The sequence below is a fragment of the Mycobacterium sp. ABE4_509 genome, assembly GCF_056160785.1.
The window spans coordinates 1-3,912 of record NZ_JBSWXU010000244.1 but is presented as its reverse complement, the minus strand read 5'-3'; the positions used below and the strand labels follow the sequence as shown (position 1 = coordinate 3,912).

4 protein-coding genes and 1 pseudogene are annotated in these 3,912 nt (G+C 70.2%); 1 reads left to right on the top strand and 4 read right to left on the bottom strand.

Annotation, left to right across the window (positions count from 1 at the left end):
- Positions 1-220: 220 nt before the first annotated feature.
- Together ACXAID_RS27310 and ACXAID_RS27305 are read right to left on the bottom strand one after the other, a co-directional pair.
- On the bottom strand, positions 221-1,570 hold the full coding sequence (locus tag ACXAID_RS27310; protein WP_475025301.1) for a M48 family metallopeptidase: 1,350 nt from the start codon (positions 1,568-1,570) through the stop codon (positions 221-223).
- Positions 1,571-1,581: 11 nt separating this feature from the next.
- A complete protein-coding gene (locus ACXAID_RS27305) occupies positions 1,582-2,388 on the bottom strand; it encodes a (2Z,6E)-farnesyl diphosphate synthase (protein WP_475025302.1) in 807 nt (268 codons plus the stop codon).
- A gap of 56 nt (positions 2,389-2,444) precedes the next feature.
- Here ACXAID_RS27305 and trhA point away from each other — a divergent pair, with 56 nt between their 5' ends.
- The gene (gene trhA / locus ACXAID_RS27300; protein ID WP_475025300.1) at positions 2,445-3,176 is read left to right on the top strand and encodes a PAQR family membrane homeostasis protein TrhA; all 732 of its coding nucleotides are present in this window, start codon (positions 2,445-2,447) and stop codon (positions 3,174-3,176) included.
- Positions 3,177-3,227: 51 nt separating this feature from the next.
- On the opposite strand, the gene ACXAID_RS27295 is transcribed toward trhA, so the two are convergent.
- Positions 3,228-3,596, bottom strand: a complete 369-nt coding sequence (locus ACXAID_RS27295; RefSeq protein ID WP_475025299.1) for a nuclear transport factor 2 family protein — start codon at positions 3,594-3,596, stop codon at positions 3,228-3,230.
- Positions 3,597-3,606: 10 nt separating this feature from the next.
- Positions 3,607-3,912 (bottom strand): annotated as a pseudogene (locus ACXAID_RS27290) (hypothetical protein); the annotation flags it as partial.

Here is a 3,912-nt window from a genome sequence, read left to right as displayed (position 1 = left end):
GGCGGCCACCGCGACGACCAGACCGAGCCCGCCGCACAGCGTGGCGTCGGCGCGCAGCGCGAACCGCAGCAGGTGGGCGGTGTCGGCCGAGGCGCCAGCGGCGGTGGCGATGGGGTTGGCGGTCATGGCATCGATGGTTCGCAGCCGCCGCTGCCAACTCGACACCGTCGGCTGCCAGATACTGCCAACCGCAGGTCAGCGCCCCGGGCCGGGGTTTGCGCTAGCGGGTGGAGACGAGGTCGCTGCGCAGATCCATCGCGATGACGCGCGCCGCCGCGTTCTGCCAGTTGTGCAGCGAGCGCTGCGGCACCTCGGTGACCAACCACTGCCAGGCCTGCCGCGCGACCGGGTCAAGACCGGCCGCCGTCGCGTTCTGCGCGTACGCCCGCACGCCCGCCACATAGGGGAAGTACAGCGAGTTGTAGTGGCGCCACTGTTCGGTGGTCCCGAAGTCGCCGCCGTCGCGTGGTTTGAGCCCGTCGATCCGTTCGGCCAGCAGGGCCTTGAGTTCGTTGGCCCGCTCCAGCGGCTGATCGGGCGCGCCCCGGCGGGCCAGCCGTTCGTCGATGAGCGGCAGCGCGGTCAGCGGGCTGGCGACGAGCTTGGACAGGTCGCCGTAGTGCCCGAGCGCGCGCCGGGTGACCCGGACGAAGGTGTCGGAGTCCATGTCGTCGAGCGGGCCGGCCGCGCGTCTGGGCAGCGCCGCCTCGGTTCCGCGCAGCGCGGCGCGATCGGCGCGCAACTCCGGGGAGCGGGAGAACGCGAGCCGGTCGACCAGCCCGGCCAGCGGATCGGCCAGCACATTGATCGCGATGGCGATGGCCAGGCTGGTGAACAACAGCACGGTCAACGTCGTGCTCAGACCGGCGACCGCGATCCCGATCAGCACCTGGCCGCCGAACAACGCCGCCACCAGAAACGTCCCGGCGAACGATCTCAGCATGTCCTTGCGCAGCGCGTGGCCTTCGTCGAAGGCGTCGCCGATCGCCACCGCGATACCGAGCAGCGCGACGTCGAATCCGGTGGACGCCAGCGCCAGCCAGCTGGGCACCAGCCCCAGCGGGATGATCAGGATGGCGTTGCCGAGGGCGAAGAACAACGTCGCGACGACGAGGAACCCGACCACCGGGCCCGGCTGCGAGTGTCGCGCCACCGCCCGGACCATCGCGGCCAGCACCGGCACCGACAGGGCGGCGAACATCACCCAGTGCCCCAGCCGCAGCGGGCCGTCGACGCCGCCGGCCATCGTCGCGCCCAGGAACGCCACCACCGCCACGCCGGCGACCAGGGCCCCTTCGCCGGCCCTGCCCCGCCACGTGTCGCGGGGCCGCGACAACTCCAGCAGTACCGCGAACCAGGCGACGCCGGGTACGGCGACGAGGTAGATCTCGATGCGGCTCAACGACTCCGACTCGCTGACCAGCCGAACAGCGTCCAGCGCCACCACGGCCGCGAAACCGGTCAGCCCGATCGCGGCCAGCACCAGCACCGGTTTGCGCGGGTCGCGGGCCAACAGATACAGCCCCAGCCACCAGCTCAGACCGAAGAGCAGTCCGGAGAGGGCGACCATCACCGACTCGCCTATCGCCCGTAGCGCCGGTGCCTGGCGCTGTAGTCGCGCAGCGCGCGCAGGAAGTCGACCCGGCGGAACTCCGGCCAGTAGGCCTCGGTGAACCACATCTCCGAGTAGGCGCTCTGCCACAGCAGGAAGCCCGACAGCCGCTGCTCACCGGAGGTTCGGATGACCAGGTCCGGGTCGGGCTGCCCCGAGGTGTACAGGTTCTCCGAAATGGCCTCGGCGGTGACGGCCTCGATCAGCCGGTCGCCGGTGACGCCGTTGGCCAGCTCTTTGGCCAGCAGCGCGCGGACCGCGTCGACGATCTCCTGGCGGCCGCCGTACCCCACCGCGACGTTGACGTGGAAGGGCACCGCACCGTCGGCGGGACCGTTGCCGTTGGTGGATCGCACCGCGTCGCGCAGCCGGCGGGCGGGCTCCTCGCCGAGCAGCTCCAGGTCGCCCATCGTGCGCACACTCCACTGGTTGACCGGCGCGCAGATCTCCTCGACGACATCGGTGATGATCTCGATCAGCGAGGTCAGTTCGTCCGGATCGCGCTGCAGGTTCTCGGTGGACAGCAGGTACACGGTGGCCATCTCGATGCCGGCCTCGTGGCACCAGCGCAGCATCTCGGCGATCTTGGCCGCACCCATCCGGTAGCCGTAGCTGACGTCGTTGTGGCCGAGCTCACGGGCCCAGCGGCGGTTGCCGTCGCACAGCACCGCGATGTGGCGGGGCAGCTCCGAGCGCGCCGGCGCGACCTCGTGACGCAGCCGCATCTCATAGAGCCGGTACATCGGCTCCTTGAGTCGCCGCGGAATGAGGTCCACGATGTTCCAGACTACTGTGGCGTGGGGAAGCGCCATGCCAGTCAGTGGAGGTTGACGTGCCGACATCAGTCGATCCCAGGGACACCGACGACGCGCAGCGCGGACCCGAGGATCTGCCCGAGGCGGTCGCCGAGGGGGTCGCCCAGTTCCTGGGCAAGCCGCGGCTGCGCGGCTGGATCCACGTGTATTCGGCGGTCATCGCGGTCATCTGCGGGGCCACGCTGGTCGCGGTGTCCTGGTCGGTGGAGTCGACCCGCGCCGGGATCGCGACGCTGATCTACACGCTGACGATCGTGGCGATGTTCACCGTCAGCGGCACCTACCACCGGGTGGAGTGGAAGTCGGCCACCGCGCGCAAGTGGATGAAGCGCGCCGACCATTCGATGATCTTCGTGTTCATCGCGGGCAGCTACACCCCGTTCGCGCTGCTGGCACTGCCCGAAACCAAAGGGATGGTGCTGTTCTGGATCGTCTGGGGTGGTGCGCTGGCCGGTGTCGCGCTGAAGATGTTGTGGCCGTCGTCGCCGCGGTGGCTGGGGGTTCCGCTCTACATCCTGCTGGGCTGGGTGGCGGCGTGGTTCATCGGGCCGATCATGCACGGCGCCGGGGTGGCCGCGGTGGTGCTGCTGATCGTCGGCGGCGCGCTGTACAGCATCGGCGGGGTGCTCTACGCACTGAAGTGGCCGAACCCGTGGCCGACGACGTTCGGCCATCACGAGTTCTTCCACGCGTGCACGGCGGTCGCGGCGATCTGCCACTACATCGCGATGTGGTTCGCCGTCTTCTAGTGATTTCGGCGTGGTTGGCTGCGCTCAGCGACGACGATCACGCCGAAATCGCTACAGCTGGGTGACGTTCTGCGGGCCCCAGTAGGCCTTCATCGACGCGATCTTGCCCTCACCGTCGAACGTCATCACCTCGATGGGCTCGATGCGCATCGACCCGCCGACGGTGATCGCGAACATGAACGCCGCCTCGTGTCCGCCGGCGCGGAAAGCCAGCAGCTCGGTGGCGATCTCGCCACCTTCCATCACCTTGTAGAAACCGGCGATGGCCTGGCGCCCGATGTGCACCTCGCCGCCGCCGACCGGATCCTCGAGGGTGGCGTCCTCGGCGTAGAGCGCGGCGACCTCGTCGGCCTTGCCGCCGGCGACGGTGTCGAGGTAGCGCTGGACGAAACCTTGCAGGACATCGGGCTCGAAGCTCATGTGCGGCACGCTACACGGAGCGCCGAAGCGCGGCAGCGAGATCCTCGGCAGCGGTGACCGGTAGGTCGCAGGCCCGGCCGCGGCACACATACGCCGCGTCGGCGCCACCGACGCGGGGCCGGTCACGCAGCAACTCCGAAGAGTCCGCGGGTCCGCCCACCACCACCGCGCCGCCCGGTGCCAGCTCGCGCGCCGCAACCAGCAGCGCCGAATCCGGCCGTTCGCAGGCGACCGCGATCTGGATCGGGCCCCGCACCGCGGCCTCGGCGACCGACAGCCAGTGCCCGCCCGAGCGCGGAGCCCGGGCCAGCAGCAC